The 24034-nt window shown below is 71.7% G+C and carries 24 protein-coding genes; 10 read left to right on the forward strand and 14 right to left on the reverse strand.

Annotation, left to right across the window (positions count from 1 at the left end; all coding sequences use genetic code 11):
- Window positions 1-144: 144 nt before the first annotated feature.
- Both MR1_RS08445 and MR1_RS08450 read left to right on the forward strand, forming a co-directional pair.
- Window positions 145-1407 (forward strand): hypothetical protein, encoded by a 1263-nt coding sequence (locus MR1_RS08445; RefSeq protein WP_255218117.1) that lies wholly within the window; start codon window positions 145-147, stop codon window positions 1405-1407.
- Between the two features lie 34 nt (window positions 1408-1441).
- Window positions 1442-1768 carry a thiamine-binding protein gene (locus tag MR1_RS08450; protein ID WP_067245003.1) on the forward strand — a complete coding sequence of 109 codons (327 nt, stop codon included), beginning with the start codon at window positions 1442-1444 and terminating at the stop codon, window positions 1766-1768.
- A 26-nt stretch (window positions 1769-1794) separates the two neighbouring features.
- Here MR1_RS08450 and MR1_RS08455 read toward each other — a convergent pair whose 3' ends face one another.
- On the reverse strand, window positions 1795-3360 hold the full coding sequence (locus MR1_RS08455; RefSeq protein ID WP_067245005.1) for a nucleobase:cation symporter-2 family protein: 1566 nt from the start codon (window positions 3358-3360) through the stop codon (window positions 1795-1797).
- Between the two features lie 188 nt (window positions 3361-3548).
- Here MR1_RS08455 and MR1_RS08460 point away from each other — a divergent pair, with 188 nt between their 5' ends.
- Window positions 3549-4190 carry an NUDIX domain-containing protein gene (locus tag MR1_RS08460; RefSeq protein WP_067245007.1) on the forward strand — a complete coding sequence of 214 codons (642 nt, stop codon included), beginning with the start codon at window positions 3549-3551 and terminating at the stop codon, window positions 4188-4190.
- 40 nt (window positions 4191-4230) lie between these two features.
- On the forward strand, window positions 4231-5448 hold the full coding sequence (locus MR1_RS08465; protein ID WP_067245009.1) for an MFS transporter: 1218 nt from the start codon (window positions 4231-4233) through the stop codon (window positions 5446-5448).
- Window positions 5449-5485: 37 nt separating this feature from the next.
- On the opposite strand, the gene metX is transcribed toward MR1_RS08465, so the two are convergent.
- The 3 genes from metX to MR1_RS08480 form a co-directional block, all read right to left on the reverse strand.
- A complete protein-coding gene (gene metX / locus MR1_RS08470; RefSeq protein WP_067245011.1) occupies window positions 5486-6694 on the reverse strand; it encodes a homoserine O-acetyltransferase MetX in 1209 nt (402 codons plus the stop codon).
- A gap of 244 nt (window positions 6695-6938) precedes the next feature.
- A complete protein-coding gene (locus MR1_RS08475) occupies window positions 6939-7916 on the reverse strand; it encodes a hypothetical protein (protein WP_067245013.1) in 978 nt (325 codons plus the stop codon).
- A gap of 301 nt (window positions 7917-8217) precedes the next feature.
- On the reverse strand, window positions 8218-9540 hold the full coding sequence (locus tag MR1_RS08480) for a bifunctional o-acetylhomoserine/o-acetylserine sulfhydrylase (RefSeq protein ID WP_067245015.1): 1323 nt from the start codon (window positions 9538-9540) through the stop codon (window positions 8218-8220).
- Window positions 9541-9756: 216 nt separating this feature from the next.
- Here MR1_RS08480 and MR1_RS08485 point away from each other — a divergent pair, with 216 nt between their 5' ends.
- Genes MR1_RS08485 through MR1_RS08495 form a run of 3 tightly spaced genes read left to right on the forward strand, consistent with a single transcriptional unit; the run spans window position 9757 to window position 11775 of the window.
- Window positions 9757-10539 (forward strand): SDR family oxidoreductase, encoded by a 783-nt coding sequence (locus MR1_RS08485; RefSeq protein ID WP_067245017.1) that lies wholly within the window; start codon window positions 9757-9759, stop codon window positions 10537-10539.
- Window positions 10540-10543: 4 nt separating this feature from the next.
- On the forward strand, window positions 10544-11233 hold the full coding sequence (locus tag MR1_RS08490; RefSeq protein WP_067245019.1) for a uracil-DNA glycosylase: 690 nt from the start codon (window positions 10544-10546) through the stop codon (window positions 11231-11233).
- Window positions 11230-11775 carry a GNAT family N-acetyltransferase gene (locus MR1_RS08495; protein WP_157517974.1) on the forward strand — a complete coding sequence of 182 codons (546 nt, stop codon included), beginning with the start codon at window positions 11230-11232 and terminating at the stop codon, window positions 11773-11775. The genes MR1_RS08490 and MR1_RS08495 overlap by 4 nt, the downstream gene beginning before the upstream one ends.
- Window positions 11776-11806: 31 nt before the next feature.
- Here the strand turns inward: MR1_RS08495 and MR1_RS08500 are convergent, their stop codons facing one another.
- From MR1_RS08500 to MR1_RS08525, 6 genes are all read right to left on the reverse strand, one after another.
- Entirely contained in the window at window positions 11807-12625 is an 819-nt protein-coding gene (locus MR1_RS08500; RefSeq protein WP_067245021.1) for an ATP-binding cassette domain-containing protein, read from the reverse strand.
- On the reverse strand, window positions 12622-13431 hold the full coding sequence (locus MR1_RS08505; protein ID WP_067245023.1) for an ATP-binding cassette domain-containing protein: 810 nt from the start codon (window positions 13429-13431) through the stop codon (window positions 12622-12624). Before MR1_RS08505 ends, MR1_RS08500 begins: the two co-directional genes overlap by 4 nt.
- Window positions 13428-14333, reverse strand: a complete 906-nt coding sequence (locus MR1_RS08510; protein WP_067245025.1) for an ABC transporter permease — start codon at window positions 14331-14333, stop codon at window positions 13428-13430. Before MR1_RS08510 ends, MR1_RS08505 begins: the two co-directional genes overlap by 4 nt.
- The gene (locus tag MR1_RS08515; RefSeq protein ID WP_067245029.1) at window positions 14330-15280 is read right to left on the reverse strand and encodes an ABC transporter permease; all 951 of its coding nucleotides are present in this window, start codon (window positions 15278-15280) and stop codon (window positions 14330-14332) included. The genes MR1_RS08510 and MR1_RS08515 overlap by 4 nt, the downstream gene beginning before the upstream one ends.
- Window positions 15281-15298: 18 nt before the next feature.
- Entirely contained in the window at window positions 15299-16801 is a 1503-nt protein-coding gene (locus tag MR1_RS08520) for an ABC transporter substrate-binding protein (protein WP_067245031.1), read from the reverse strand.
- An 88-nt stretch (window positions 16802-16889) separates the two neighbouring features.
- Window positions 16890-17819, reverse strand: coding sequence for an alpha/beta fold hydrolase (locus MR1_RS08525; RefSeq protein WP_067245034.1), 930 nt, complete (start codon window positions 17817-17819; stop codon window positions 16890-16892).
- Window positions 17820-18005: 186 nt separating this feature from the next.
- Here MR1_RS08525 and MR1_RS08530 point away from each other — a divergent pair, with 186 nt between their 5' ends.
- The 3 genes from MR1_RS08530 (at window position 18006) to MR1_RS08540 (ending at window position 19721) form a co-directional block, all read left to right on the forward strand.
- Window positions 18006-18473: a carboxymuconolactone decarboxylase family protein gene (locus MR1_RS08530; RefSeq protein ID WP_067245092.1), complete on the forward strand. Its 468-nt coding sequence runs from the start codon at window positions 18006-18008 to the stop codon at window positions 18471-18473.
- Entirely contained in the window at window positions 18470-19174 is a 705-nt protein-coding gene (locus MR1_RS08535) for a tyrosine-protein phosphatase (RefSeq protein ID WP_067245036.1), read from the forward strand. The genes MR1_RS08530 and MR1_RS08535 overlap by 4 nt, the downstream gene beginning before the upstream one ends.
- Before the next feature lie 61 nt (window positions 19175-19235).
- Window positions 19236-19721: an SIP domain-containing protein gene (locus MR1_RS08540; RefSeq protein ID WP_067245038.1), complete on the forward strand. Its 486-nt coding sequence runs from the start codon at window positions 19236-19238 to the stop codon at window positions 19719-19721.
- Window positions 19722-19732: 11 nt separating this feature from the next.
- Here the strand turns inward: MR1_RS08540 and MR1_RS08545 are convergent, their stop codons facing one another.
- From MR1_RS08545 to MR1_RS08560, 4 genes are all read right to left on the reverse strand, one after another.
- Window positions 19733-20191, reverse strand: coding sequence for a Fe-S oxidoreductase (locus tag MR1_RS08545; RefSeq protein ID WP_157517976.1), 459 nt, complete (start codon window positions 20189-20191; stop codon window positions 19733-19735).
- Entirely contained in the window at window positions 20188-21015 is an 828-nt protein-coding gene (locus MR1_RS08550; RefSeq protein ID WP_067245040.1) for an arginase family protein, read from the reverse strand. Before MR1_RS08550 ends, MR1_RS08545 begins: the two co-directional genes overlap by 4 nt.
- A gap of 74 nt (window positions 21016-21089) precedes the next feature.
- Window positions 21090-21833, reverse strand: coding sequence for a PspA/IM30 family protein (locus tag MR1_RS08555; RefSeq protein WP_067245043.1), 744 nt, complete (start codon window positions 21831-21833; stop codon window positions 21090-21092).
- 54 nt (window positions 21834-21887) lie between these two features.
- Window positions 21888-23915, reverse strand: coding sequence for a TPM domain-containing protein (locus tag MR1_RS08560; protein ID WP_067245045.1), 2028 nt, complete (start codon window positions 23913-23915; stop codon window positions 21888-21890).
- Window positions 23916-24034 lie beyond the last annotated feature (119 nt).

Below are 24034 nucleotides of genomic sequence, written 5' to 3' on the forward strand. Positions count from 1 at the left end.
GGCCGACGTCGCCGCGGCGGGCGCCTGGATCCACGGCCGCGCCGGGCGATCCGCCTCGGGGACCGGTCCCGGCGCCGTCGGCCACCCGATCGTCGCGCTGGACGTGGCGGAGGCGATCCCCGCCGTGGTCGAGGACCTGCTCACATGACCGGCGGGACGGGGCGGACGATGGCGGGCCGGCGACCGCGGACGGTGCTGTGGAGCGCCTTCCTCGCCGCGCACGCGCTTGTCGCGGTGCTGGGATGGATCCTGCCCAGCATGCCGATGGGCGACGTGGTGCTCGTCTACGAGCCCTGGTCCCGCAGCGCGCTGACCGGCGGATCCATCGTCGGGGTGACCGAGCCCTGGGTCTATCCGCAACTCGCCCTCCTGCCGATGCTCGCCGCCCAGGGGATCGCGACGCTGCTGGCCCCGGTGGCGGGCGCGGCGAGCTACCTCGTCGCATGGGCGGTGCTCGTCACGATCCTGGACGCCGTCGCGTTCGGCGTGCTGCTGGGCACCGGGAGGTCGAGTGCGCGGCGTCGTGCGGCCTGGTTCTGGATCCTCGCGATGACGCTGCTCGGCCCCATCGCCGTGTACCGGATCGACGCGATCACGGTGCCGGTGACCGTGCTGGCGGTGTTGCTCCTGAGCGCCCGCCCTGCCGTGGCCTCGGCCCTGCTCACGATCGGCGCGTGGATCAAGATCTGGCCCGGAGCGGTGCTCGTGGCCGCCGTCGCGCTCCTGCGCTCGCGAGCACGGATGATCGCTTCCGCCGCCGGTGTCACCGCCCTCGTCGTCGGGACGCTCGTGCTGCTGGGCGGATCGCCGTACCTCTTCGGCTTCCTCACCGAGCAGACGGGGCGCGGGCTCCAGATCGAGGCCGTCGCAGCGACGCCGTTCCTGTGGCTCGCCGTGACGGGTGCCGCCCGGATCGAGTACAGCCGAGAGATCCTCACCTTCCAGATCGTCGCGCCCGGCGCGGACGCGGTCTCCTCGGTGCTCACCCCGCTCATGGCCGTCGTCGCCCTGGCCGTCGCCGGGCTGGTCGTCCTGAGGCTGCGTGCGGGCGCCGGCGTCCGCCGACTCCTCGGTCCGGCCGCCCTGGCTCTCACGGTCGTGCTGATCGTCTGCAACAAAGTCGGATCGCCGCAGTTCCAGACCTGGCTGATCGCCCCGGTCGTCCTCTGGCTGCTGCTCGACCGGCGGCGGGCTCTGCTGCCGGCGCTGCTGGTGCTGGCGGCGAGCCTCCTGACCCAGGCCGTCTACCCGATCACCTACGACGGCCTCCTGAGGGCTCAGGCCCTTCCGGTCCTTCTCCTCACCGTGCGGAACCTCGTGGTCGTGGTCGCCGGCGTCGTCTCCGTCCGCCGCCTGCTGGCGGTTCCCGTTCCCGCGGCGAAGCCCGTCCCCGCCCGCTCCGCCTGAGTCCTCGCCCACCCATCGATCCCTGGAGGTCACCATGCTCATCGCCTTCTCCGTCGCCCCGTCCGGCTCGCCTGCGAGCGGGGTCGACCGCCCCGACGGGTCGGTGCACGACGCCGTCGCGGCGGCCGTGTCCGTCGTCCGCGCCTCCGGGCTGCCGCACCGGACGACCTCGATGTTCACGGAGGTCGAGGGGGAGTGGGACGAGGTGATGGACGTCGTCAAGCGCGCCACCGACGCGGTCATGCCGTTCGGGTCCCGCGTCTCCCTCGTCCTCAAAGCGGACATCCGCCCCGGCTACACGGGCGAGCTGGACGCGAAGATCGAGCGCCTGGAGCAGGCGATCGACGAGATCGAGGGCTAAGGGCTCGACCGTCGTCTCCATGACGGTCAGCGGGCGTTCTTGGCCGCCGCCTCTGCGCCCCCGACGACGGGCACCGAGCCGGTCGGGATGATCCGGACCTCGGCGCCGCCCGCGTCGATCAGCTTCCCGCCGACGTAGTAGTCGCCGTCCTCCAACGCGGCCAGCTCCTCCTCCCTGACCATCCGCACCGGAGCGGCGTTGAACACCGACCCGTTCTTGGAATTGCCCCACGTCAGGTGGTTGAACAGGAGGTTGAGGAGGATCGCGGTGACCGCCGCCGAGCTGATCCCGGAGTGGAAGATCGTGCTGAACCAGGTCGGGAACTGGTCGTAGAAGGTCGGCGCCGCGATCGGCAGCACCCCCATGCCGAGCGAGGCGGCCACGATCACGAGGTTCATGTTGCCGCGGTAGTCCACCTTCGAGAGCGTCCGGATGCCGCTTGCCGCGACGGTTCCGAACAGCACGATGCCCGCGCCGCCCAGCACCGCGGTCGGGACGGCGGCCACGACACGGCCCAGCACCGGAAGCAGCCCCAGGACGATCAGGATCACCCCGCCCGCCGTCACGACGAAGCGGCTCTTGATCCCGGTGATCGCCACGAGTCCGACGTTCTGCGCGAACGCGCTCTGCGGGAACGAGTTGAGGACCGGGGAGACGATGGTCGAGAGCATGTCGGCGCGCAGGCCGTTGCCGATGCGCTTGGCGTCGACCTTGGTGCCGACGATCTCGCCCACGGCGAGGATGTCCGCGGTCGTCTCGGTGAGGATGACCAGGATCACGATCAGCATGGACACGATCGCGGCGATGTCGAAGGTCGGCATCCCGAAGGCGAAGAAGGTCGGGAAGGCGAAGATCGGTCCCTCGCCCACCCGGGAGAAGTCGGCCATCCCGAGCGGGACCGACACGAGCGTGCCGATGACGATCGCGAGCAGCACCGACAGGCGGGAGATCGCGGCGTTGCCGAGCTTGGACAGCAGCAGCACGATCGCCAGCGTCAGGCCGGCGAGCCCGATGTGGCCGAGGCTGCCGTAGTCGGGCGCGGCACGGTTTCCTCCCATCGCCCAGTTCGCTGCGACGGGGAGCAGCGAGATGCCGATCGCGGTGATCACGACGCCCGTGACCACCGGCGGGAAGAACCGGATGACCTTCGAGAAGACCGGGGTGATGAGGAAGCCGATGGCGCCCGCCACGATGACGGCTCCGAAGACCGCCTGGATCCCGCCGCCGTTGACGATCGCGGTCATGGTCGCCACGCTCGCGAACGAGACGCCCTGCACGAGGGGCAGCTGCGCGCCGAAGAAGGGGACGCCGACGGTCTGCAGAACGGTGGCGAGGCCGCCGACGAACAGGCAGCACGCGACGAGCAGACCGATGTCGGCAGGGGAGAGGCCGGCGGCGGATCCGACGATCAGGGGCGGGGCGATGATCCCGCCGTACATCGTCAGCACGTGCTGGAAGCCATAGGCGAAGGAGGTGGCGAGCGGCAGGCGCTCGTCCTCCGGCCGAGGGGCGTGGACGGCGCCCTGCGCGTCGCGTCTGCTCGTCCTCTTCCGGGCGCGAGCCTTGCCGGTGGCACGGTCCTGGGCGCTCATGCCGTTCGTCCCTGGCATCGGGCGGTGTCGATCTCAAGCGTCATTGCTTGCTCCTCGTCTCATTACTTCCATAGAATGGAAAAGAACTTCCGCTGAGTGAACTCCAGTGAAGCGCGTGGTATACCGTTTGTCAACCCCGGCATCCCGTCTTGCCGCTGTCCGAGGCGGGACAGGCCTAGAGTGAGGCCATGCGCGCCGATGCCCCGTCGGAGATCCTGCCCATCGCGGGCACGGCGGTGATCCTCCGGAAGACGGATCGCGGACCCGCCGTACTGCTGCTTCGTCGTCCCGATCGCGGATCCTTCGCGGGCGGATGGGTGTTCCCGGGCGGACGCGTCGAGGAGTCGGATCGGCGCGGCGGCGGAACCGAGCGCGACCATGCGGCGCGGGCGGCGGTGCGCGAGACCGCCGAGGAGGTCGGCCTGCGACTGGGCGCGGTGTCGCCGATCTCCTGCTGGACGCCGCCGATCCAGGCGCAGCCCCGAATCCGCACCTGGTTCTTCCAGGCGGAGGATCCCGGCGGAGCGATCGTCGCCTCTCCGGACGAGGTCGCCGAGACGGCCTGGCTCACGCCGCACGACGCCCTCGCCGCGCATGCGGACGGATCCCTCCGGCTCTTCCCGCCGACGTGGGTCACCCTGCACCGGTTGCGCGGCGCGGAAACGGTCGACGGGCGTGACTCGGCGCCGCCCCTCCGCTTCTCGACGCGCGTGCTCGACGGATCCGTGTTGGTGTGGGAGGGCGACGACGCCCACGACCTGGCGCCGGCGCCCGGCGGCCGGCACCGGCTGGAGATGGCGACGCTGCCCTGGCGCTACACCGGCCCCTGAGCCGGCCGATCCTCCGTCCGGGCGCCGGTACACTGAACCGGTGAAACCCTCGACTCTCTCGAGGGGTGCGGCGACGAGGGCGCTCCTCTCCCTCGCCGTCGGCAGCTTCGGCATCGGCATGACCGAGTTCGTCGCGATGGGCCTCCTGCCCGACATCGCGCAGGACCTCCTTCCCTCCCTCTGGGCGCAGAGCCCCGAGGAGGCGATCGGTCGCGCCGGGATCCTCGTATCCCTCTACGCCCTCGGCGTCGTGCTCGGCGCGCCCACGATCGCCGGCGTCGTCGCCCGGTATCCGAGACACCGGGTGATGATCGGGCTCGCCGTCGCGCTGATGATCGGCAACGGCCTCGCCGTGGTTCTGCCGACCTTCGAGACCGTCGGGATCGCCCGCTTCCTCGCGGGACTGCCGCACGGCGCCTACTTCGGCATCGGCGCGCTCGTCGCCGCCGACGTGCTCGGCCCCGGGAAACGCGCGCAGGGCGTCGCGTTCATCCTCACCGGTCTCACCGTGGCGAACGTCGTCGGGGTCCCTGCCGGGACGTTCCTGGGGCAGCACCTGGGGTGGCGCAGCGCGTTCCTGGTCGTCACGGTCGTCTTCGCGCTCGCGGTCCTCTGCATCGCGCTCTTCGTCCCGGACCATGCCGGCGACCCCGGCCGCACCTTCCGTTCGGAGCTGCGGGTCTTCGGCCGCCCGCAGGTGTGGTTCGCTCTCGCCACCGGGGCCATCGGCTTCGGCGGCTTCTTCGCCGTGTACAGCTACATCGCGCCGCTGGTGACGGAGCACGCCGGCGCGCCGCCCTGGATGGTGCCCGTCACCCTGGTGGTGTTCGGCGTGGGGATGACCGTCGGCAACCTGCTGGGCGGGCATCTCGCGGACCGGGCGCTCGCCCGGACCCTGCTCGGCGGACTCGTGCTGATGGGCGGTGCGCTGGTGCTCCTGGCGCTGCTGTCCTTCACGATCTGGCTCCTCGTGCCGCTCGCGTTCGCGGTGGGTCTCCTGTCGTCCGTTCTCGGACCCGCCATCCAGACCCGTCTGATGGACGTGGCGGGGGACAACCAGTCGATCGCCGCAGCCCTGAACCACTCCGCCCTGAACATCGGCAACAGCCTCGGCGCCTTCCTCGGCGGCCTCGTGATCGCGGCCGGCTGGGGCTACGCCGCTCCGGCCTGGGTGGGCGCCGCGCTCGCAGCGGGCGGGCTGCTCGTCGCGCTCGCCGCGTACCGGGCGGAACGGCGGGAACTCGTAGCCGTCGCCTGATCGATCGCCCCGATCCGGGCCCGACCGTGAGGCGCCGTCAGGCGTCCAGGAGCCGTCGGAGGTGGATCCCGACCTCGTCGGTCTCGATGAGGAAGCCGTCGTGACCGAAGTCGCTCGCGAGCACCACCGCCTGGTTCCCGTCGAGGGTGTTCCGGATCCCGCGCGCGATCCGATGCTGTCCGTCGACGGGGAAGAGCCGGTCCGTGTCGATGCCGAGGACGAGCGTCGTCGCCGTGACGCGGGCGAGCGCGTCCTCCACGCCGCCGCGGCCGCGGCCGACGTCGTGCGAGTTCATCGCCTCGACCAGGGTCAGGTAGCTGTTCGCGTCGAAGCGCCGGGTGAACTTGTTTCCGTGGAAGTCGAGGTAGCTCTCCACCGCGAAGCGCCCGCCCCGTCCGAGCGGTGAGACGTCCGACTGCCAGGAGCGCTGGAAACGCTGGTTCAGCTCGACCGGGCTCCGGTAGTTCAGCAGTGCCATCCGGCGGGCCAGCGCGAGACCGCGGTGCGGGCCCTCGCCGACCGGTGCGTCGTAGTACTCGCCCCCGGCGAAGCGCGGATCCATCCGCACCGTCTCCAACTGGACGAAGTTCGAGGCGAGCTGGTCGGCCGTCGTCACCGGGGGAGAGGAGAGGATCGCGAGACGCTCGACGCGATCGGGGAAGCCCGCGGCCCACTCGAGCGCGTGCATCCCGCCCATCGACCCGCCGATCACGGCGCCCCATCGCTCGATCCCGAGGGCATCGGCGAGGCGGACCTGCGCGGCGACCTGGTCGCGGATCGTGAGGTACGGGAACCGCGACGCCCACTCGTACCCGTCGGGCGCGATGCTCGCGGGGCCGGTGGACCCCTGGCACCCGCCGAGCATGTTCGGCGCGACGACGAACCAGCGATCGGTGTCGATCGGTGCGCCCGGACCGACGACGTCTCCCCACCAGCCGCTCGTGGGGTGCCCCGGGCCCGCGTCGCCGACGACGTGGCTGTCTCCGGTGAGGGCATGCAGGACCAGGACGGCGTTGTCGCGTGCGGCGTTCAGCTCGCCCCAGGTCTCGTACGCGAGGCGGATCGCCGGCAGCTCCTCGCCGCCCTCGGTGCGGAAGGCGCCGAACGCCGCGAACCGCCGGTCGCCGGGGGTGTCTCCGTCCCGCCAGGCTCCGGTCGCCGGGGGGCGTGCCCGCAGCAGACGCGCGTCCGCATCCGACACCCGCGCCGAGGGCACGGTGTCTTCCGAGGTGGTCTGCCAGTCCATGCCCTCCATTCTCCCGTGCCCCGCCCCGCTCCGCCCGCACGTTACGCCCTCCCTCCCTCCCTCCCTCCTCCCTGTCCTTTTTCGTGCCGAGACCCCCTCGGAGCGCCGAGACCCCCTCGCAGATACGCGTTTTCAAGGGGGTCTGGACGACGCGAGGGGGTCTCGACGACCTGACGGGGAGGAAGGAGAGGAAGGAAGGGGAGGAGGGGAGAGGGAAGCGGGGAGAGGAAAGAGGGGAGAGGGGTCAGGCGGGCGGGCGGACGCCGAAGGCGCGGAGACGCGCGCCGAGCAGCTCCGGCGTGCGGATGTGCTCGAACCCCCACCGGACGACGCGCCACCCGGTCACCCCGCGGACGTCATCCTCCCGCTGCTTCTCGGCGAGAAGGGCTTGGGCCGTGGTCCGCTCGCCCCGAAGGGCCGGGTCGTGGTACTTGCCGAGCCCATCGAACTCTCCGAAGGCGGCGGATCTGGGAAAGCCGAAGTCCATCCAGTAGTCCTTCCCCGTCTCCCCGCGAACGTGCACCTGGAGAGGGACGGCGCCGTATCCCAGGTCGTGGAGCAGGAGTCGGCTCACGCTCTCCCCGGGCAGCTGCGCGCGTCCGTCGGCGAAGGCGAGGACCCAGCGGGCGCGACGGATCCCGCGACCGTGCTCGGCGGCGGCCCGGGCCAGCAGGCGGCCGCGCCAGGCGTCTGCGCGCTCCTGGTCCTGGACGTGGTGATCGACCGCCTCACGGCGAAGGGCCGCGTCTGCGGCCGCGACCGCGGCGTCGGGGCGGAGCGAGCGGGCGAGGTCGAGCACCGTGCGGTCGAGGGAGGTGCAGCGGATCCCGTCGACACGCACGATCTCCGCCGGAGCGATGGCGACGTCGTGCATCATCACGCCGGCTCGGGACCGCGAGTGCCGGGCGTCGGCGATGACGGTGTGCACGTGGCCGGGCGCCGTGCGATACAGCGGGAGGCCGTGCAGCACCGCGGCGGACGGCCCCCAGAACACCGGATCCTCGGCGTTGCGGTGGGCGGCCAGGACTTCGAGCAGATGGCGCCCCTCGTTCCACAGGCCGTCCCACGTGGACGCCGCCACGTACTGGCCTCGTCGGACGCGGAGGAGCTCCCCGGACTCGACGAGCGCACCGAGTTCGCGCTCGGTGCGGCCCGCATCCAGGAGGCGGACGCGGGGGATGAGCAGGCTCTTGGCATGGGCGAGGTCGATCTCCGACGGCATGCGAGCACACTCCACCGCGCGGCGGCCCCGGCGGTGCCGGTCCCCAGGATCGGTGGAGAACCTCCGGCCGCCGGCCGCCGAAGAGGACGAGGCGGATCCTTCTCCCGAAACCCCCTCGTGCCGTCGAAACCCCCTCGTGCACACCGATGTGAGAGGGGGTTTCGGCGACGAGAGGGGGTCTCGGCGCAAAGGGAAGGGGAGGGAAGGGGGAGACGGAAGGGGAAGGGAGAGGCGGAGGGGGGGAGACGGAAGGGCCCCGGATCGTGGATCCGGGGCCCTTCCGTCTCTGAGGAGGAGCGTGTCAGGCGCGGGCGGCCTCGGAGACCGTGCGTGCGGCGGCGAGGGCCTGCTCGAGGTCCGCCTTCAGGTCCTCGATGTTCTCCAGACCGACCGACAGGCGCACCAGGCCCGGCGTGACCCCGGCGGAGAGCTGCTGCTCCGGCGTGAGCTGCGCGTGGGTGGTCGAGGCGGGGTGGATGACGAGCGAGCGCACGTCCCCGATGTTGGCGAGGTGGCTGAAGAGCGACAGGCTGTTCACGAACTCGCGACCGGCCTCCACGCCGCCCTTGAGCTCGAACGACAGCACCGCGCCGACGCCCTTGGGCGCGTACCGGTTCGCCGTGGCGTACCAGGGCGAGGTCGGCAGGCCGGAGTAGTTCACGGCCGCGACGTCGTCGCGCGCGTCCAGCCACTCGGCGATCTCCTGCGCGTTCTGCACGTGGCGCTCCACGCGCAGCGACAGCGTCTCGATGCCCTGGATCAGGTTCCAGGCGCTCTGCGGCGCGATCGCCGATCCCAGGTCGCGCAGCAGCTGCACGCGCGCCTTGATGATGTAGGCGAGGCCGTCGCCGACCGCCGTGGTGTAGGACGCCCCGTGGTAGGACGGGTCCGGCTCGGTGAGCCCGGGGAACTTCTCCACGTTCTGCGACCACGCGAAGGAGCCGCCGTCGATGACGGCGCCGCCGATCGTGGTGCCGTGCCCGCCGAGGAACTTGGTCACGGAGTGGACGATGATGTCCGCGCCGTGCTCGAACGGGCGGATCAGGTACGGCGTCGCGATCGTGTTGTCGACGATGAGCGGCACGCCGTTGTCGTGCGCGATGTCGGCGACGGTTCGGATGTCGAGGACGTTGATCTTCGGGTTGCCGATGGTCTCCGCGAAGAACAGCTTGGTGTTCGGGCGGACAGCGCGGCGCCACTCCTCCGGGTCGTCCTGGTTCTCGACGAAGGTGACCTCGATCCCGAGCTTGGCGAGGGTGTACTTGAAGAGGTTGTAGGTGCCGCCGTAGATGGAGCTGGACGAGACGAAGTGGTCGCCGGCCTGCGCGATGTTCAGGATGGCGAAGGTCGACGCCGCCTGGCCGCTGGAGAGCACGAGGGCGCCGGTGCCGCCTTCCAGCGCCGCCAGGCGCTGCTCGAGGACGTCCTGCGTCGGGTTCTGGATGCGGGTGTAGATGTTGCCGAACTCCGCGAGGGCGAAAAGGTTCGCGGCGTGGTCGGCGTTGTCGAACACGTACGAGGTGGTCTGGTAGATCGGCGTGGCGCGCGCCTTGGTGACCGGGTCCGGAGCGGCGCCGGCGTGGATCTGCTTGGTCTCGAAACGCCAGTTGTCGATGTCGGACATGGTCTCCCCTTGCTCGTGGCCGCCGTGACGACGGTCGGATGCGGATGCGGATGCGGATGCGGATGCGGATGCGGATCGGGCGAGCCGCGATGTTGACCCCGACACTACGGATCCCGCGCGTTGTCAACAACGCGCGGGAAATGTGACGTAACAGGAAAAGCGACGACGCTGGCCCGGTGACGGGCGCGGCCGAGGATTCGTCGTACGGTGGGAGCCATGGTGAACAGGCGAGCGGTGGTGACCGGAGCGAGCACGGGAATCGGCGATGCAGCCGTCCGCGCTCTGCGGGCGAGCGGGTGGGACGTCGTCGGGGTGGCCCGGCGCGAGGAGCGTCTGCAGGCGCTCGCGGAGGAGACCGGGGCCGCCGCGTTCGCGGCGGACCTGACGGACGCGGACGACGTGTCGGCGCTCGCCGCCCACCTCGCCGACACGGGACCGGTGCACGCCCTCGTACACGTCGCCGGCGGGGCCCGCGGGACCGATCGCGTCGAGGACGGATCCCCCGAGGACTGGCTCTGGATGTACGAGGCCAACGTGCTGTCCGGGCAGCGTCTCGTCGCCGCGCTGCTGCCTCAGCTCCGTTCCGCAGCCGCAGAGGACGGGCACGCCGACGTGCTGTTCGTCACCTCGACGGCGGCGCAGGCGGCCTACCCCGGCGGAGCCGGCTACAACGCGGCCAAGGCCGGCGAGTCGATGCTCGTGCACGCCCTCCGCCTGGAGCTGCACGGGGAGCCCATCCGGGTCGTCGAGATCGCCCCGGGCCTCGTGCACACCCCCGAGTTCACCCTCAACCGCCTGGGCGGGGACGTCGCCGCCGCCGAGGCGGTCTACGCCGGGATCGACGCCCCGCTGGTCGCGGACGACGTGGCCGACGTCATCGCGTACGCGCTGAACGCCCCCGGCCACGTGAACCTCGACCTCGTGACGATGCGCCCGGTGGCGCAGGCCGCCCACTACCTCCTCGCGCGCGGCCCGTTGCGGCCCCGCCGGGAGGACTGAACCCATGCCGCAGACCCTTGCCGAGCTCGCGGAGAGCGGGCAGCTGGATCCGGGGTGGGCGGAGGCGCTCGCCCCCGCGGGAGGCCTCATCGCCGAGCTGGGCGACCGGCTGCGCGCGGAGAACGCGGCCGGGCGCGGCTATCTCCCTGCGGGACCCCACGTCCTCCGCGCGTTCTCCCGTCCGCTCCAGGACGTCCGCGTGCTCATCGTCGGCCAGGACCCGTACCCGACCCCCGGGCACCCCATCGGGCTGTCCTTCGCGGTCGAGCGATCCGTGCGGCCGCTGCCCCGGAGCCTCACGAACATCTATCGCGAGCTGGAGAGCGATCTCGGGATCCCCTCGGCCGCGCACGGAGACCTCTCGGCGTGGAGCGATCAGGGTGTGATGCTGCTGAACCGCGTCCTGACGGTACGGCCCGGCACGCCCGCCTCCCATCGTGGGTGGGGATGGGAGAAGGTCACCGAGCTCGCGATCCGCACGCTGGTCGCGAGGGAGGCGCCCCTGGTCGCGATCCTGTGGGGTCGCGACGCGGAGGGGCTTCGTCCGATGCTGGGGGACACCCCGGTGATCGCTTCGCCGCACCCGTCCCCGCTGTCCGCCAGCCGCGGGTTCTTCGGCTCCCGCCCGTTCTCCCGGGCCAACGCGCTGCTCGCCGAGCTCGGCGCGGGTCCCGTGGACTGGCGGATCCCGTGAGCGACCGCACCGCCCCGGCCGCGGGCGTCGAGATCCGGCCCGCCGTCGCCGGCGACCTCCCTGCGGTCCGCGACATCTACAACCACTACGTGCGAGAGAGCACCGTCACGTTCGACGAGACCGAGACGACGCTCGCGGACTGGGAGACGAAGGCGGCCGTGCTCGCCGCGGCCGGCCTGCCGTTCCTCGTGGCCGAGGACACAGGGCCCGAGGCGGAGGACCGGGCGGACCGCGTGATCGGGTACGCCCTGCTCCAGCACTGGCGTCCCAAGTCGGCGTATCGCTTCTCCGTCGAGGACTCGATCTACCTCCGGCCCGGCGCCGGAGGGCGCGGGCTCGGGCGCGTCCTGCTGTCGGCCCTGTTGGACGCCGGGACGGCCGCCGGGCTCCGTGAAGTGATCGCCGTCATCGAGCCGACCGCCGCGGCGGGATCCATCGCCCTGCATCGACGGTTCGGGTTCGAGGAGGCGGGCCGGCTGGAGCGGGTCGGGGTGAAGTTCGGTCGGTCGCTGGACGTGCTGTTCCTGCAGAAGTCCCTCTGACGCGGCCTCGCGCGGACGGCAGGCCGGGGAGTCAGGCGCCCGCCGCAGCTGCCCCGGGATCGTCGGACGAGGGGATCACCGGGATCGCCGCGAGCAGCTGTCGCGTGTAGTCCGCAGCGGGTCTGCGCAGGACGTCGTCGGTCGGTCCCTGCTCCACGATCCGGCCGTCCTTCATCACGGCGACGGCGTCGCAGAGGTTCTGCACCACGCCGATGTCGTGCGAGACGAGGATGAGGGTCAGTCCCTCGGCGCGCAGCTCGGACAGCAGCGCCAGGATCTGCGCGCGCACCGTGACGTCGAGCGCCGAGAGCGGCTCGTCACCCACCAGGATGCGGGGCCGGTGGGCGATCGCGCGGGCCAGGGCGATCCGCTGGCGCTGCCCGCCGGAGAACTCGTGCGGATACCGCTCCGCCGCATCCGGGTCGAGTCCGACCTGCGTCAGGACCTCGGCGACGCGCGCCGCGTGATCTCCGTCGATGTCCAGGGCGCGCAGCGGCTCGGACACGATCCGCGCGATGCTCTGTCGCGGATCGAGCGAGGCGTAGGGATCCTGGAACACCAGGCCCGTCAGGCGCCGCAGCCAGTGCAGATCCCGGGCGGAGGAGCGGGCGTCCACGGGACGACCGGCGATCTGCACGGAGCCGGTCGTCGGGCGATCGAGGGCCAGCAGCAGCCGGACGAGGGTCGACTTCCCCGATCCGGACTCGCCGATGAGGCCGAGCGCGGACCCCTCGGCGACGTCGAGGTCGACGCCGTCCAGGGCCGTGGTCGTGCGTCGGGGCTCGCCGAGGGAGCGGCGGGGGACCGGGAAGGAGCGGCCGAGGCCGCGTGCGCGGATCAGGGCGGTCATGGCTGCTCCCCTTCGCCCTGCGCGCCTGTCTCCGGACGCCAGAGCGTGGCGGTCGCGTCACGCAGCAGCCCCTGGGTGACCGCGGACGCCGGGGCGCTCAGCAGGGTGTCGACGGGCCCTTCCTCGACCACCCGGCCGTCCTCCAGGACCACGCCATGGGTCGCGACCTGGGCGAGCACCGCCAGGTCATGGGTGATGAACACGAGCGACATCCCTTCCGAGGCGACAAGGGAGAGCAGCAGCGTCAGGATCTCCGCCTGGATCGTCACGTCCAGCGCGGTCGTCGGCTCGTCGGCGATCAGCAGGCGCGGACGGGCGGCCAGCGCCATGGCGATCGCGACCCGCTGCCGCTGCCCCCCGGAGAGCTGATGGGGATAGCGGTCGACGATCGACGCGGGGTCGGGAAGGCGGACGCGCTCCGCCTCGGCGATCGCCCTCGACCGCGCCGCGCGGCGTCCGATCCGCTCGTGGATCCGGACGCTCTCGGCGATCTGGCGCCCGACGGTGCGGATCGGGTTCAGCGCCGTGCGGGGCTCCTGGAACACGATCCCGATCTCGTCGCCGCGCACCGCGGCGAGCTCGCGGTCGGGCAGGCCGAGGATCTCCCGCCCCCGCCAGCGCACGGAACCGGTGGCGATCGCGCCCTCGGGGAGCAGGCCGAGCACGGCGAGCGCGGTCAGGGACTTGCCGGACCCGGACTCGCCGATGAGACCGACCCGCGCGCCGTCGGGGACGCTGAAGCTGACGCCGTCCACGACGCGGCGGCCGTCGATGTCGATGCGCAGATCCGAGACCTCGAGGCTCACGCGACCACCTCCGGGACGTGCGAGCGCGCGGCGGCGGCACGCGGATTCTGTCGCAGGGTCGGATCCGTCGCGTCACGCAGGCCGTCGCCGAGGAGGTTGAGCGCGAGCACGGTCAGCGTGATCGCGAGCCCTGGCCAGACCACCGACAGCGGATGGACGGCGATGTACCGCTGCAGGTCCGCCAGGAGGACCCCCCAGGACGGATCCACGACCGAGGCGCCGAAGCCCAGGTAGGACAGTCCGGCCTCGGCGAGCACGGCGACGGCCATCGACCACGACAACTGCACGATGAAGACCGGGGCCACGTTGGGAAGCAGGTGCTGCACCAGGCTCTGCAGTGGAGTGAGGCCCGAGGCGCGACCGGCGAGCACGAAGTCGCTCTGCTGCACCCGACGCAGTTCCGGGCGGGTGACGCGGGCGATGTTCACACCGAAGCCGAGGCCGACGGCCCATACGACCACCCACAGCGAACCGCCCCACACCGCCGAGATCATCATCGCGATGATGAGCACCGGGAACGCGATCAGGATGTCGACGAGGACTGCGACGGTCTCCCGGATCGCGCGGGTCGTGAGTGCTCCGAGTGCCCCGAGGAGGACGCCGACCACGGTGGCCACGAGGCCCGCTCCCACCGCGACGAGCACCGTGGTTCGGCTTCCCGCCATGATCAGGCTGAGGATGTCGCGCCCGGTGCCGTCGGTGCCGAGGAGGTGGGGCCATCCGGGCCCCTGCCACCGGGCCGCGACGTCGGTGGCGCGGGGGTCGAACGGCGTCCACAGGAGCGAGGTGAGCGCGAGGACGGCGATGATCGCGACGACCACGAGACCGAACCGGCCTCCCGCCGTGGTCCAGATCCGGCGCACTCCGCGCCTCCGGGTGACCGGTCGAGCCGTGTCGGTCATGCGGCCTCCCTCTGCCGGGGATCCACGAGGTGGTGGACGAGATCGACCAGGAAGCCGATGACGAGGACGAACCCGGTGAGCACGAGCAGTTCGCTCTGCACCTTCACCAGGTCCCGGGTGCCGACGTCGGCGACGAGCATCCGGCCGATCCCCGGCAGCGTGAAGAGCTGTTCGATCACGACCGATCCCACGACGATCCCGGCCACCTGGAGCCCGAGGACGGTGACGATGGAGAGGCCGACCGCCGGGATCCCGTGGCGCACGAGCGCGCGGGAGCGGGTGAGCCCCTTGGCCGCGGCGGTGCGGACGAAGTCCTGGGACGCGGCCTGGAGCGTCGCGCTGCGGACGAAGCGCAGCAGCATGGCGCCCTCCACGACGCCGATCGTCAGCGCGGGCAGGATCAGCGCGCGGAGCGCAGCGTCCGGCCGCGCCCATCCGTCCCGCGGGAAGCCCTGCGCGGGCAGCCAGCCCAGCCACACGGCGAAGACGACGACGAGCATCATCCCGGCCCACACCACCGGCACCGCGGCGACCGCCTGAGCCGCCACGTTGACGGCAGCGCCTGCACGGCGGCCGCGGAGCAGCGCGGCCAGGATCCCGAGCGGGATCGCGATCAGCAGGGCGATGAGCAGCGCCAGGATGCCCAGCGGGACCGTGACCTGCGCCTTGGCCGCGATCTCCGCCGCCACCGAGGCACCGCTCAGCTGCGAGGTCCCGAGGTCGCCGCGCAGGACCCCGCCGATCCACTCGCCGTACTGGACGAACAGCGGCCGATCGAGGCCCAGGGCCTCACGGAGCGCCGCCACCTGCGCGGGGGTGGCCTTGTCCCCGGCGATGAGCTGGGCGACGTCCCCGGGGAAGACCCGCAGAGCGAGGAAGATGACGATGCTCGCCACGAGGAGCCCTGCGATCAGCAGGGCCCCTCGGATGAGCGCGTAGCGGAGCACGGCGGGAGATCGGGCGGATCAGTCCGCGAGGGTGACGCCGCGCAGGTCCAGGCGCGAGTTGATGGAGTCCTCCGGGAACCCGCTCACACCGGGAACGAATGCGGTGATCGTCGCACCGTTGTACAGCCAGTCCGCGGCATGGTCCTCGGAGACCAGGCGCGCGGCCTGGGCCAGCAGCTCGTTCGAGGTCTTCTCGTCCAGGGCGGCGAGCGCGTCGGCGTACAGCTTCTGGACCTCGGGGTTGTCGTAACCGAAGTAGTACTCGGGGTTGGCGAAGTTGCCGAAGTCGCGGGGCTCCACGTGCAGCACGAAGCTCAGGTCGTAGTCGTGGTTCTTGTACACGTCCTCGAGCCACGCGGGGAACTCGACCGAGTTCACGGTGAGGTCGACCCCCACCTTCTTGAAGTCGGAGACGAGCACCTGGGGAACCGTCGTGCCGTAGAAGTTCGGGATCGTGAGCGTCAGATCCAGCTTCTCGTGGCCGGCCTCGGCGAGGAGCTGCTTGGCCTTCTCGGGATCGTGCGGGGCGACGGAGGAAAGGTCCTCGTAGCCCGGGTCGAGCTCGGGGATCGGACCGTAGAGGGTCTGCCCCGCACCCACGGCCTCCACGAGCGCGTCGTGATCGATCGCCAGCCGCAGCGCCTCGCGGACGCGGACGTCGTCCAGCGGCGGCTTCGCGTTGTTGAACGCGAGGGTGGCCTTGTCCGTGGTGCGACCGGTGGTCAGGGTGAACTGGCCGCTCTTCTCCAGCTGCGGCGCGAGGTTCGGATCCACCGCCGTGAGCACGTCGAGCGATCCGTCGAGCGCCGCGTTCACGCCGGCGGTGAAGTCCGGGATGTAGTCGAACACGACCTCGGCGACGCCGGCCTTCTCGCCCCAGTAGTCCTCGTACCGGGTGAAGGTGATGGAGCTGCCCTTGCGCCAGGTGTCGAGGGTGAACGGCCCTGTGCCGTTCTCGGCGTCCTTGAGGTCGGTGGTGTCCCCGTTCTGGAACACCAGCCCGGCGACACCGGTCAGCGAAAAGAGGAAGTTCTGGTTCGGGGCCGAGAGCGTGATGACCACCGTATCGAGGTCGGGTCCTGCGATCTGCGCGACACCGGCGAGCTCGGCGTGGCCCTGGAGGGACTCGTCGTCCTTGACGGCCTGCAGCGACGACACCACGTCCACCGAGGTGAGCGGGTCGCCGTTGTGGAAGGTGATGCCCTCGTTGAGGGTGAAGGTGTACGTGAGGCCGTCCTCGGAGACCGAGTACTCGGAGGCGAGACGCTCGGTGATCTGGTTGTCGGGCGTCCGGGTCACCAGGCCCTCGTAGATGTTGTCGACGAGGATCTGCTCGAGCGCGGCGCCGCTCGTGCGCCGGATGTCGAGGTTGGTCGGCTCCAGCACCAGGCCGACGTTCAGCGTGGCGCCGGCATCCGGTTCACCGGTGCCGGAGCCGGACGGCGCCGCGCACGCGCTGAGCGCGAGCGCGGCGGCGGCGAGGCCGGTGATCAGGACGAGACCCGTGGAACGGCGGCTCATGGGAGTTCCTCTCGGAGGGCGGCGGTAGCCGGTGTCGGGGTGCAGGGGAGGGACGGGACGAAGCGGGGTGTGTGCGGGGGACGCCGGGTCACGGACGGGCGGCGGTGCGGTCGACGGCGGTGCGGACCAGCGCGGCCAGCGCGGCCGGGGCGGTCTCCTGGACGTTGTGGGACGCGTCCTGCTCGACGACGCGTGCTCCGGGGATCCGCGCGGCGAACGCGGCGGCGTCGGACTCCGTGACGAATCCCTGCGACGCGCGCACGAGGGTGAGCGGAGCCGTGACGGCGGCGAGGTCTTCCCAGCCGTCCTCCCCGAGGGCGGGGGCTGCTGCCGAGGCGTCCGTCCCTGTGGCCGGCGCGGCGAGGAGCTGAGCGGCGAGACGGGCGAAGTGGTGCTTCCACTCGACACGGCCGTCGGCGCGGACGCGGGTGTTGAGGTACACGCCGCGTTCGGTGTCCTCCCGGCTTCCGCCCAGGCCGAACGCCATCGCCCGGTCCACGAGCTCGTCGCGGGACGCGGCGTCCGTCTGCTCGTAGAACGTCCTCAGCACCGCCGGTCCGGCGTTCGTGTCGACGTCGGGGGTGATGTCGACGACGATCACCTCCCGTACGAGATCGGGGTGCGAGGCCGCGAGGGCGGCGGCGGTGAGGCCGCCGAGCGACTGTCCGACGACGACCTGCGGCGTCCGCGTCCACGCATCGAGCGCGACGGCGACGTCGGCGGCGAGCGTGCGGGCGGAGTAGTCGAGGTCGTCGCGCCAGGAGGAATCGCCGTGGCCGGCGAGATCGATCGCGATCGCCGGTTTCCCGAGTGCCAGGATGGTCGCGTCCCACGTGTGCGCGTTGAGCCCGGCACCGTGGAGGAAGGTGACTTCGGGGGCGTCGTCCCCGAAGCGGAGCGCGCTGAGGATGCGCCCGTCCGGGAGGGGGAGCGACGGCCGCGCCACCGACGGGACGCTCGCCCCGAGCGTGCGGGCCTGGGCGTCGAGGAAGGAGAACTCGGTGGTCTCGGTGGGCACGCCCTCATTGTGCTCCCCCCGGAGCCCGCGAGCGAAATGTGAGAGCAAAGTGCGAAGAGAATACCTGTTCCCACCTTCACTATGAGCGTTAGGATGTGAACATGGTTGTCGATCTGATTTTCGATGTGACGAACAATGTCGTTCCGCATCGGTCCCGGTGCGGGCGCGGGCGGGTACGCTGAGGCCATGAGCGAGAAGCGTGTGCACCTGTCCCGGACCGAGCCGACGGCCTATCAGGCACTGGACGCCTTCTCGAACACGGTCGGGGACATCTGCCGGGCCAACGGCATCGACGACCGGCTGAAGGAGCTGGTCCTCATCCACTGCTCCCAGCTCAACGGCTGTGCGTACTGTGCACGGATCCACGTCGACCGGGCTCTGGCCGCCGGCGTCGACGTCGACACGCTCACGCAGCTGCCGACCTGGCGCGAGTCGGGCGTCTTCTCCGACCGCGAGCGCGCGGCTCTCGAGCTCGCCGAGGCGTTCACCTTCATCCACGACGAGGGGATCCCCGACGACGTGTATGACCGCGTGGGAAGCGTCTTCACGGAGAAGGAGTACGCGGCCCTCAGCTGGGCCTGCGTCTCGATCAACGCGTTCAACCGGATCGTCATCGCCGGGCGGTACCCGGTTCCTCCGCGCGAGGCGCGGTGACCGTCCTCGACGTCCCCGGCGCCGCGAACGTCCGCGACGTCGGCGGGATCCCTGCCGGAGCCTCCCGGATCCGGCAGGGAATGCTCCTGCGCTCCGGGCACCTCTCCGGTCTGACGGCGCACGGGCGGGCGATCCTGCGCGATCGTGTGCGCCGCGTCGTCGACCTCCGCGACGACGACGAGGTCCGCTACCAGCCGTCCGCGCTCGTCGAGGTGCCGGTCACGCGCGTTCCGCTCTTCCATGGATCGGTCGCCTCCCTATTCGTGGAGGACGTGAGCCTGCCGACGATGTACCGCCGCCTCGTCGACGACGCCGCGGCGCGGATGGTCGAGGTGGCTCGTCTGCTCGCCGACGGGGAGCCGACGCTCGTGCACTGCACGGCGGGGAAGGACCGTACCGGCGTGAGCGTGGCGCTCGCCCTGTCCGCGGTGGGAGCGGACCGCGAGGCGGTGATCGCCGACTACGCGCTGACGGAGACGCTCATGCCGCCGGAGCACGTGCGGATGGTCGCCGAGCGGCTCCGTGCGCATCACCCGGACGCCCGCCACGCTCTCGCCCTGGCCACGGCGTCGCCGGCGCCGGTGATGCGCGACCTGCTCGTCCACGTGGACGAGCGCTACGGATCCGCTGCGGACTACCTGCTGGCCGCGGGGCTGACCCGCCGCGAGCTCGAGGCCCTGGGCGCCGCGCTGGTCGAGTGACCGAGGGACGAGGTCGAGCAAGGTAAGGCAACCCTTCTTCGGGTGCTAAGCTGAAGGCACGATGACTCCCCGCACTGCCCTCGCCACGAAGCCCCGCGCCCAGCGCCGGGCGTCTCGTCGCCCTCAGGTCCAGCACCTGATCACGGCCGACGAGCACTCCCTCGTGGAGCTGGAGGCGCTGCTGGCCACTCTGCCGCTGTGCACGACGGGGCGGATCTTCGTCGAGGTGCCGGACGCGGACTCCATCGTGCTTCTGTCCGCACCGCCGCGGATGACGATCTCCTGGCTGCCCCGTGCATCCCGCTCGGGCGCTCCGGGAACCGGACGCCGTTGCGCTCCGGGAGCCGCCGTCTCCCGTGCGGCGATCGCCTGGGCGGATGAGATGCTCTGCGTCGGCGACACGGATGCCGCCGCCTCGCTTCCCACGCGCATCACCCTGCTCGGCGGGTTCGTCGGCACGGCCGACATCGTGGATCACCTCACCGGGCGCCTCGGCGTCGAGCGGGCGGCCATCGACGCGCCGGAGCGCTTCTCCCGGCTGGTCTGAGCTCGGACGACTCAGTCGTTGCGAGCGCGCCGCGGCAGGTAGTTCCCGTCCTCCAGGCCGGCTTCGATCTCGAAGCGGTTGCGCAGCGGGTCTCTCCCGGCGAAGAGGTACAGCACCGGCATGAGGAACCCGTAGCGGAGCCACTGGGTGCGGTGCACGGCCTCGTGGCGCAGCAAACGCTCGTCCGGCTCGGCGTCGCCGGTCAGGAAGCAGCCGCCGACGCACACGCCGCCGCGGGCGAAGGTCCACGAGGGCATGCCGCGGAAGACCCACAGGCCCCCGCGCCGTTCCACGGGGCCGGTGCTCCACAGGCCGCCCCACACCCACCCGACGGCCGTGCCCCAGAGGTAGCCGAGCCGGCTGAGCGGGGAGCGCAGCAGGACCGAGGGGATCCTCGCGTCGAATCGGCGCCCGCGCGCGAGGACGTCCGCCGCCTCTCGGCGCACCGAGTCCGGATCGGTCCGCGTCACGCGAGTGCGCCGATCAGTCGGAGGATCGCGCCCATGTCGTCGACCGCGGCCAGCGGCGACCGCGGAGCGAATCCGGCGATCGTCGCCCCGGCGAGGGGGAGCTGCGCGCGCAGGCCGCGCAGGGCCGCGACGAGGTCGGCGACCGCGAGGCCGAAGGGGGCGGGATGGGAGATCCCGGCGAGCTCGGCGGGGTCGATCACGTCCACGTCCACGTGGACGTAGACGCGGGATGCTCCGGTGTCGGCGACCGCCTGGGCGAGGGCACTGGCGTCCTCCAGCGTCGAGAGCTCGGTGATCCCGGAATCGTCGAGGAACCGGCGTTCCGGTTCGTCGATCGCCCGCGCTCCGACGAGCACGATGCGCTCGGGAGCGATGCCCGAACGCGCGGGAAGCGGGGAAGTCGCGTCGCCGAGGATCGCGCGGAGGGACATGCCGGAGAACGCCCCGGACGGGGAGGACGACGGCGTGTGGAGGTCGGGGTGCGCATCGCACCAGACGATCGCGACGTCGTCCAGGCCGCCGGGCAGGGCGTCGACGGCGGCGACCGAGACGCTGCAGTCGCCGCCGATGACGATCGTCGGCTCGTCGGCGGTCCCGGATCCCGGCTGGGTCAGGACGTCCCGCATGAGCTCCTGGGTCCGGCGCAGGCTGCTCAGCCGGTGCACGGCCGTGCCCTGAGCGTCACCGGCCTCCAGAGGGACGTCGAGGAGGGTGGTGGCCGCCCGAGGGAGGTCCCCGGCGATGGCGGCGGCTCCGTCCGTGAGGAGCATGGCGCGGGGAGCGGGGGAGCCCTGCCACTGCGGGACGACGAGGAAACGGGACATGATCCTTCTCCCTGGATCGAAGCGGGGAGGGCCCCTGTCGGGAGCCCTCCCCGTCGTGGGTGCGGCGGAGGACCTCAGTCCTCGATCGCGGCCTGCGGCTTGGGCGCGCCGCCGGCCTTCAGCTCGGCCAGGCGCGCCTCCACCTCGGTGAGCTCGCCGAGGTCCTCGAGGCTCTCGAACTGCGCGTCGATCGACGAGGCGGCGATCTCGGCCTTGCCCTGGGCGATCGCCTCCTGACGACGGATCTTGTCCTCGAAACGGCCCAGCTCGCTGGTCGGGTCCAGGACGTTGATGGAGCCCACGGCCTCCTGCACCTTGGTCTGCGCCTCGGCGACCTTGGCGCGGGCGAGCAGCTCGCTGCGCTTGTTCTTCAGCTCCTCGAGCTTCTGCTTCATGCCGTTGAGGCCGCTCTTGAGCTTGTCGACGATCTCCGTCTGCGACGCGATCTGCGGCTCGGCGGCCTTCGCCTCGCGCTCCGAGCTGATCTGGCGCTGCAGGGCCACCTTGGCGAGGTTGTCGAACTTGTCCGCGTCTGCGGCGCTGCCCGAGGAGCGCAGCTCGTCGGCCTTGCGGCTGGCGGCGAGGGCCTTGTTGCCCCACTCCGCCGCGGCCTGGACGTCCTCTTCGTGGTCCCGCTCCAGCAGGCGCAGGTTGCCGATCGTCTCGGCGATGGCCGACTCGGCGTCGGCGATGTTGTTGGTGTAGTCGCGCACGAGCTGGTCGAGCATCTTCTGCGGGTCCTCGGCCGAGTCGAGGAGCGCGTTGATGTTCGCCTTCACCAGGGTCGAGATGCGACCGAAGATCGACTGCTTGGTCATGGGCGTTTCCTTTCGCATTGCGGTTCGTGCTTGTGGGTCAGGGACAGGACAGGGTCAGAATCGGCCTCCGCTGGATCCGGAGTGGCTGCCGCCGCCTCCTCCGCCGAAGCCGCCGACGGAGAAGCCTCCGCCGCCTCCGCCGCCTCCGCCGAAGAAGCCGCCGCTGCTTCCGCTGCTGCCGCCCCCGCCGAAGAGTCCGCCGCCGCCACCGCCGCCCCAGCCTCCGCCGCCGCGGTTTCCCGAGGCGCGGCCGATGAGAATGCCGCCGAGAAGAGCGCCGAGGGTGTCGTCGTTTCCGCGCCCGCCGCCACCGCCCCACGGGCCGTCGTCCCAGGCGTTGACGTCCTGCTGCGCCTGTCGGAGCGCCTCGGTGGCGAGGCTGTCGGCGCGCTGAGCCAGCGCCAAGGCCGCGACCGGGTCCCCGTCGGCGGCGCTGCGGGCCTGGTCGCGGACGGTCTGGGCCTCGGCGAGCCGGGTGCGGGCCGCCGAGCTGATCGCGCCGCGGCGGCTGCGGATGAAACCGTCGGCGGACGCGATCTGCGCGTCGGCACGCTGGATCGTGCTGCCGAGCACACTGCGCGCGTGCGCGATCTTCGCCTGCTCGTCGCGGACATGCTGGATGACGGCGTCGAGTGCGTCGTTCGCGGCGTCGAGCACGCGCAGAGCCGTGAGCGGGTCGCGCCCGGAGGAGCCGAGCAGCGCCTGGGCCTGTGCGACCTGGCCTCGGGCCACGTCCATCGCACGGGCCACGGACCCGTCCGCGTCCGGCAGGCTCTGTGCCGTCTGCAGATCCTGCTGGATCTCGGCGAGGAGGCCGGTGGTGCCGTCGTCGGCGGTCTTGAGGTCCGTCGCGAGGCGCTCGACCGCGTCCTCCAATTGCGTCGCCTGCTGCACCGCGCCCTCGGCGGCACGGATCGACACGGCGGCGTCGCCCGTCTCGCCGGCCGTGATCTGCTGCTCCGCGGCCTGGATCTGCTGGTCCGTGAAGGACAGACGCGAGCGTGCCTGTGCGGGGTTGTCGGTGACAGCGGAGACGGCCGTCGCGGCATAGGTGGCCGTCAGGGTCGCGAGGATCTGCTCCGCACGGTCGATCTCCGCCCCCGCGGCGGCGCGGAGGCGGCGGACGTTCTCCAGCGCCTCGGGCGCGTTCTGCTCGAGCTTCCGCAGCGCGTCGAAGTCGGCCTTGCGCTCCTCCAGGACCTGGGTCGACTCCGAGCAGAGCTGGATGATCCGCTGGTTCCACTCCAGCCGCTGGGCGTCCGTGTCGGGGATCTCGTCGTCGAGCTTCTGCTTCAGGGAGAACGCCTCGTCCAGGTTCTTTCGCGAGGTCTGCAGAGCCGTCAAGAACTCGCCGATGACCTCGTCGCCGAACTGTGCCCTGGCGTACTCCATCTCCTGCTCGCTCATGCGGACCACGTCGTCGGTCCGGACGAGCGCGACGCCGGCCTGCTGGGCGAGGTCGGCGATTTCCTGCTCCTTGCGGGCGCGCTCCGCAGCCCGTCGGCGAGCGCGGCGGACGAGGACCACGATCACGATGATGACGACAGCGACGAGGGCGACGATGCCGATGATCGCCCAGGTCGTCGCCGCGCGGGCCGGAGCATCGACCAGCATGTCCTGCACCTTGTCGGCGCCGGCGGTGACGGCGCCGGCCCAGTCGCTTTCCCGAAGCGCCGGGAGCATCGCGTCGGTGATCTTCTCGCGGTCGGCGACCGAGATCGGGCCGTCCCGCGTCGGGCCGGCGATGGCGAACGTCCGCCCCTCGGTCGCGATCCCGACGAGGTACTGGCGGGAGTTGAAGCCGTTGCCGTTCGCCGTCGCGGCCACCCAGTCGACGTTGTCGGACGGGTTCGTGAACTCCGGGACGAAGACGACGAAGAGCTCGGCGCCGGCCTGGTCAGCCAGTTCGGCCAGCCGCGCCTCCGCGGCGTCCTCCTGCGCGGGCGTGAGCACGCCGCTGACGTCGGTGACGTGCCCCTCGTCCAGGCGCCCGGGATCGGTGGCCGACGCCGCGGACGCGAACGTCCCCGACACGAGGAATGCCAGCACCAGGCCGACCACGATCGTCCAGCGCGCCCGCATGCTCGCTCCCTCCGCGGAGCCGTGCGGCTCCGGTTGCGAGTCTATTCACAGGCCTCCGACAGCGGGTAGCGGACTCGAGCGCTCTCAGCGAACGCATCGTCGCCGCCGACGCCCCCGGG

This window comes from Microbacterium resistens NBRC 103078, assembly GCF_001552355.1.
GTDB classification, from domain to species: Bacteria; Actinomycetota; Actinomycetes; order Actinomycetales; family Microbacteriaceae; genus Microbacterium; species Microbacterium resistens.